Genomic DNA, 6,563 nt, shown 5'->3' with positions numbered 1-6,563 from the left:
GTGACGTCGATCAGGCCCTTGGCGAATTCGCGCGTCGTGTTGCAGCCGTTGAAGCGGGTGCGCATGGCGTCGGCCTCGCGCTTGCGTTTGCCCAGCGTGGCGCTGCGTTCAGCCGCCGGAACCACGAAGATGACCTGCTGCAGCATGTATTCGGTGGCGCTCGGTTTGGCGCCGCCTTTTTCGAGCATCTTTCTCACGAGATCCTGCTCGCTGACGGCACCGGTGCCGTCGCCAGAACGGTAGCGCGCGCTCAAAGCCTGGTTCCAGGCCATCTGGGCGCGGATGAATTCCTTGAAGTGGCTCTTGGTGACGCCTGACTTCTCCATGACGCCGTCAAGCTGGCTGAGCTGCATCTTGTTGCTCGAGGCAAAGCGCTGATACGCCGCCTCGACTTGTGCGTCGCTGATGCGGATGCCAAGCCGCTTGGCCTCGGCCATACGCAGCGTCTGGTCGATCATTTCCTGGCCGGCATCGCCCTTCTTGCGCTGCAGCTTCAGGAAGGCGGCGCGATGGGCTATGTCGCCGGTGGTGACCGGAATGTTGTTGACGACGTATTTGATCTCGCTGGCGAAAGCCGGCGGCGTCATTGCAGTGATCGACACGGACGTCGCCGCCACGAGCAACGCGAAACCTGCTGAAAAGAGGTATTTCCTCATCGTTGGTATCCCAATTCTATCCCGGTCCCGCCCAATTTCATCTTTCCAGGTGCGCGAAATCCGTGCCAGCCCTATGCGGCGAAACGATGTCGCCGATTGTTACTGGATCGTGTCGATGGCACTGGTCGACGAGCCGAATTCGCCGAGGGTGCGGAACGACAGATTGAAGCCGATGGTCTGCGACACCTCCCTGGTGTTCAGATCGCGCGACTGCGAGTAGGTCATCAGATAAGTGAAGCAGGAATCGTTGTAGGCGAAGCCGACACCGTCCTTGACCAGCAGGCTTTGCTGCAGGTCGTAGGTTCCTGTGCCGAAAACGCGCCAGTTTTCGGCCAGATGCGTGGATGCACCAAGTGTGACTTCGTGGCGGTCGGTGGTGAAGCCGTACAGTGGCTGGGCCTGGATGAAGGCGTATTTGGCGCTCAGCGACACAGGCAGGCCGGAATAGGCGGCCTTCACCTCGGCGCGGCGAACCTCGAAGCTCTGTTCGTCGAAACGGCCGCTGACCGAGGCCGCGAAGCCGTTGGGGCTGTTGATGCCGAACAGGCCGACATAATCGGATTTGGCCGTGTCGAGGCCGGAGTTGGCGCCGACATTGACCAGATCCGGCGCGGCGAACGAGTTCTCGCCGCCGATCTGATAGGATTGGCCGAAAATGGCATTGGTGCCCCAGCCATTGTTGTACGAGCCGGAATAGCGGAAGCCGACATTGGCGCGCGAACCGCCTTCTACGCGGTCGTAACCGGAGAACTTGTCGCGTTCGAACAAGGTGGTCGCGTCGAAGACCATGCTTTGGGCGTCTTCATTGGGTACTGCGAGACCGCCGACATATTGCTCGTTCGGGCGCATGAAGACCTGCGCCATTGGCTCGATAACGTGGCTGGACCCGCTGGCCATGGAAAACAGCACCGGCCAACGCATCTCGAGGCCTGCGGTTGCCATGTAACGAGCAAATGACGAGCGCATATCGGCCTGCTCGCTCAAATTTGCTGCCATCTGGTTGACGGCGTTTAGCGAAGCCGACGACGCGTTGAGATAATCAACGTCGCCCTGCAGCGCGAGCAATGGTGTCAGCACCAGCCCGCCATCGGTGACGAAGCTCCGCTTCCACTCGGCCTCGGCGGTGAGACGGCCGGATTCGCCTTCGATACCAGGGACACGCTGTATGGGGGTGGAGAAAGTATCATCGAGCTCGTCGCGGCGGATGACACGCGCGTTGACATTGAGCGACAACTGGCCGCCGGCCACCGAGGCATCAGGAATATAGGCATAGTCGAGCGACGGAAGCACCCAAGGCTGTTGTCCGCTTCGCGCAGAGGCGTTGTCGTCAGGCGTATCTTCCTGCACATCGAAATGCATGGCGCGCACGTCGAAATAGTTGCGGCCGTTGAGACCCGTCAAGTAGACCGACGACTGGTGGACGCTGCTATTGTACTTGTCGATGCCGTAGGTGTTCGAGAAGTTCTTGTCGGTCTGCAGCAGCACGTCCCAGCCGAAGTTCCAGCGTGAGTTGATGGCGAACTGCCCCTGGGTACCCATCATGCCGCGGAATTTGTTGGGATCGCCGGCGCTGCCCGAATTGACGTTGTGGCCAGAGCTGGATGGGAAGGCAGTGGTGTCGAGGAAGGCGTCGGGATTCTGCTGGTGTATCCCGGCGATCTTCAAGCTGTACTCGCCATTGTCGAAGCGCTGACGCCACTCGGCCTCACCGAGGAAGCCCTGCTTGGTATAGCCGGTACCGGTGACGGTCAGGTCGTAGGTCGGCGCCAATGCGAGATAATAGGGGACTTTCACGCCGACGCCGAGATCGCTCTTGTAGATGATGCTCGGGATCAGGAAGCCGCTCTTGCGCTTCACCGTCGGGTCGGCAATTTCGAATGCAGGCAGATAGGCAAGCGGAAAACCGAAGAACTCGAAATTCGCATTCTCGAAGCGAACCGTCTTCTTCTCGCCGTTCCAGATGATCTTCTTGGCCTTGACGCGCCAGGTCGGCGCTTTATCCGGCTTATCCTCGCACGGCTCGCAGGCGGTGTAGACGCCATTGTGGAAGGTGGTCAGCACGCCGCCCATGCGTTCTGCGCTTTCGGCGGCGAAATAGGCCTTGTCGATGGTTTCGACCCGCAACGCATTGACGAAGCCGTCGGCGAAGTCATCGGTGATGTCGATATGTTGCGAATTGATCTTGGTGCCGTCGCTGTTGATAACTTCGACGTTGCCGCTCGCGACCATCCGCTTGGTGTTGCGGTTGTATTCGACGCGCTGGGCGACAAGGCGATTGCCACCATAGTCGATCTGCACACCGCCGACGGCGGTCACGGTCTGGTTGTCGTTGTTGTAGACCAGCGTATCGGCCGCCAGCAGCATTTGCGAGCCGGCCGGAACCGATGTTGCCATGTCGCCGACGTCCTGCGCAAGCGCCGGTGCCGGAATGGCGTAGGCAAGCACGCACGCCAAGGCGGTCGCCGCATAGAGGCGCGCCAAACCGGCCTGCCTGTTGCTGGGCAAAAACGCCTCCCTCACTAGCCGTCTTCCTTGTATAGCAGGAAAGTCACCCCGAAGAACATAGCCACCATGACCGGTACCCAGGCGGCTACGACAGTCGGCACGAATCCCGCCACGCCGAATGCCTTCACCAGCACCGAAACGACATAAAGCAGAAAGCCAGCGATGATGCCACCCAGAATCATCGTCGCCGACTGTCCCATCCTAGCAAATCGCATTGAAACCGTTGCCGCGATCAGTGTCATGGCGACGAGAAGGAACGGCAACGCCACGAGCGAATCAAACTGCATGGCAAAAGCATTTGCCTTGAGGCCGAAAGAGCGGGCAACCTCGACCTTTCCGGGCAGGTCATAGAAGGGGATGGTTTCGGGGCGCGCCAGCCGCTCTTGCACGAATTCGGGCTTTAGATTGGTTGGTACGCGATCGGTTGCCGATGCCTGGATCGTGCCGTTCTGGAATGTCTTGACGTCCTGCAATTCCCAATAGCCGTCGCACAGGAAGGCACGGGCGGCGTCCTTGCGCTCGACGATGTTGCCTTGCGGGTCGAGAATGAAAAATACGACATCGGCCATTTCCAGGCCCTGGTTCAGGATGGCCCGCGCACCGATGATGGTGTCGCCCGAACTGGTTTTCTGCCGGATCCAGGGCGCGGCATCGGCCGAGACCGTATTCGATTTGCCGGAACGCAGCTGGGTTTCGATCTGCTCGGACCAGGAGAATGCGTGCGCGGCGAGTGGATTGATGACGCCAACCGACAGGACGCCGAACAGCAAGGCTCCGATACAGCAGGGCAAGAGGAACTGCCAGGCGGAAACACCGGCGGAACGGGCGATGACCAGCTCGTAGCGCCGGTTCAGCGACACCAGCGTCGCCATCGCCGAGAAGAGACCGACGAACGGCACCGTCTGCAGCATGATCATCGGCATACGGAGGCCTGAAATGGCTACCGCCGTGCCGTAGGTGAAGCCGGGCAGGCCGGTGGTGCGGCCGGACAGCTCGGTGAAGTCGATCAGGAACACCAATGCCAGGAGGCCGATGAAGAACCAGATGGTGATCGTCACATAGCGGAAGAAGAAGTAGCGGCCCAGTGTCCAGCCCATCAGCCGACCCCTTGCCCTGATGCGCCGCGCCTGGACAAACGCAATTTGAAAGCATTCCAGCTGTCAGCGATGCGCGTGGCGAAGTTTGTCATCCAGTCCGCCCAGGTCACCGGCAGTTCCAGTGTTCGGTTGGAGACGATGAACCAGATCGCCACCGCGGAAGCCACGATCGGCACGCCATAGACCATATACGCATATTGCGGGATCTCATCCGCCTTGCTGGCGGCAAAAAAGCCCAGCCAACGCACGAACAGCGATATCGTGATCGCCGTGATCAGCGGATTGACGCGCGCCTCGCGGTGCGAGCGCGCATCCCCGGCGACCGCAAGCGCGATCAGCGCGAAAACCATGGAATAGGTCCATTCCGAGAACCGTTGGTTGACCTCGGCCCGGTATTCGTAGGGGTTCTGCTGATAGTACTTGTCGTTGGCGCCCGGGTTGAGCAGGTACTGCGTCGTCTGGTCCTTGGGCAGGAGCGTCACCGCCGAAGCCGCCGCCATGAAGGCCGACATGTCGAAGGCATAGGAGGTAAAGCGGATGACGGAGAGATCGCCGGTCAGCGTTTTGCGATGGATGACGCCGTCATTCATCATCAGCACCTTTTCACCGCCGCGTTCGACGATGCTGCCGGTCTTGGCGTAGTAGACGAGGTTGACGCCTTCTTCGCGCGAATCGGCGACGAAAATGCCACCCAGCCGGTTGTCGGGAAGGCGCTCACCGATCTGCAGGAACAGCCCGTCGTCAATCTTGCGGAAGGTGCCTTCCTGGATGATCAGCGACAACAGATCCGCGCGCGACGAGGCCACCAGTGCCCGGTTCTTCTGCCGTGCGTAAGGGTCGATGCCGTTGTCGACGGCAAAGGAAAAAACGGCGGCGGCGAGCGCCAGCAACATGATCGGCCGTACGATCGTCCAGCGCGAGGCCCCCGCGGCGTTGACGACGGCGAGTTCGGAATCCGAATTCATCACACTGAGTGTCTGTGCGACTGCCACCACCAGCGCAAAAGGCACCACGATCGGGATGATGGACGGAAGGATGAGGGCGGCGACTTCGAAGAAGGTCAACGCCGACTGGCCGCTGTCTGTCACCAGATCGATCTTTGCCAGCACCTGTGTCGTCCACACGATCGCCAGCGTCCACACAAGAGCGGCCATGAAGACCACGAAAGCGCGGCGCATGATGTAGCGTTCAACGACCTTCATGAAGGCTTTTCTCGATTTTTCGAACGGCATCATGCCACCGAACAAGGTAGCTGTCCGGCAGCGCCTGCACAACTGGCTCCATCAGATGGTCGATCCGGGTTCTGTCCCACATTACGCCCCCCGGCTGGGCGGAGTGTCGGCGGGAATGGATAAGAAAGGGCGAACATCGATGGTTAACAACAGGTTGCGGCAAAAAGCGGGGCCGTGCCGCGACGAATCGTCATCGATTCCATAGGTCATATGGGATGCCAATTCGGCAAAGTCTTGCCAAATGCCGGAAAACGACCAAATGTCGCGCATCGTTTCGAACCGCTTCCCCAAAAGTCGCGCATTCCCTGAAAGCAGGACATGATGAATCAAAGACCGTCGATCGCCTTCGCCAAATTTTCCGGGTCCCAGAGCGCGGTAAACAAGAAGGGCACTGTCTTCGTGTTCGCGGCGGATGAGGGCGGCCTGAGCGACGTCGCCAAGGCCGGCGATCCCGGCAAGACATTGGAGCGCGCCTTTCCCGTGGCTGAGTTCATGGGCAAGTTCGCCAGCACGGTGGAAGTTCTGGCGCCGCAGGGAGCGTCGCTCGACAGACTCGTGGCGATAGGCACCGGCAAGGTGTCGGGACTGGACGAATATGCGTGGCTGAAGCTTGGCGGCACCGTTGCCGCGTCGCTGCGCAAGGCGACCGAAGTGGCGGTGGTCCTCGATGTGGCCGGCGCCTCGCCGAGTGCGAAGGATGCGGCAAACCTTGCCGCGGGCATTCTCCTGCGCAGCTATTCCTTCGATAAGTACAAGACCAGGAAGGACAAGGACGACAGCAAGGCAGAGCCGAAGAAGCCGGTCAAGGTGACCATCCACACCGCCGATCCGGCCGCTGCGAAGAAGGCCTTCGCCGATGCCGAGGCGGTGATAGACGGCGTCCTGCTGGCGCGCGACCTCGTCAACGAACCGGCAAACGTGCTTGGGCCGGTCGAGTTCGCTGCCCGCGCCAAGGAACTCGAGGCGCTAGGCGTCAAGGTCGAGATATTGGCTGAGAAGGAAATGAATAAGCTCGGCATGGGTTCGCTGCTCGGTGTCGCGCAAGGCTCGCCGCGCGGCGCCCGCATGGCGAT

Annotated in this window: 5 protein-coding genes; 1 reads left to right on the top strand and 4 read right to left on the bottom strand. The window is 60.5% G+C overall.

Annotated elements, in window-relative coordinates; translation table 11 throughout:
• The 4 genes from EN750_RS13120 to lptF all read right to left on the bottom strand — a co-directional run.
• Positions 1-656 (bottom strand): peptidylprolyl isomerase (locus EN750_RS13120; protein ID WP_145967619.1); only part of this gene is annotated, 656 nt, incomplete at its 3' end.
• A 99-nt stretch (positions 657-755) separates the two neighbouring features.
• On the bottom strand, positions 756-3,176 hold the full coding sequence (locus EN750_RS13115; RefSeq protein WP_164873870.1) for an LPS-assembly protein LptD: 2,421 nt from the start codon (positions 3,174-3,176) through the stop codon (positions 756-758).
• Complete coding sequence (gene lptG / locus EN750_RS13110) at positions 3,176-4,261, bottom strand: LPS export ABC transporter permease LptG (RefSeq protein ID WP_189526178.1); 1,086 nt, start codon at positions 4,259-4,261, stop codon at positions 3,176-3,178. The genes EN750_RS13115 and lptG overlap by 1 nt, the downstream gene beginning before the upstream one ends.
• Positions 4,258-5,460, bottom strand: coding sequence for an LPS export ABC transporter permease LptF (lptF, locus tag EN750_RS13105; RefSeq protein WP_127396660.1), 1,203 nt, complete (start codon positions 5,458-5,460; stop codon positions 4,258-4,260). Before lptF ends, lptG begins: the two co-directional genes overlap by 4 nt.
• 351 nt (positions 5,461-5,811) lie before the next feature.
• Here lptF and EN750_RS13100 point away from each other — a divergent pair.
• The coding region (locus EN750_RS13100) for a leucyl aminopeptidase family protein (RefSeq protein WP_245482691.1) at positions 5,812-6,563 on the top strand (752 nt) is incomplete at its 3' end.

The sequence above is a fragment of the Mesorhizobium sp. M7A.F.Ca.ET.027.03.2.1 genome (genome assembly GCF_003999175.1).
Lineage (GTDB): Bacteria > Pseudomonadota > Alphaproteobacteria > Rhizobiales > Rhizobiaceae > Mesorhizobium.
Note: the sequence above shows the minus strand (reverse complement) of the source record. Positions and strands in the feature narration are given on the sequence as shown.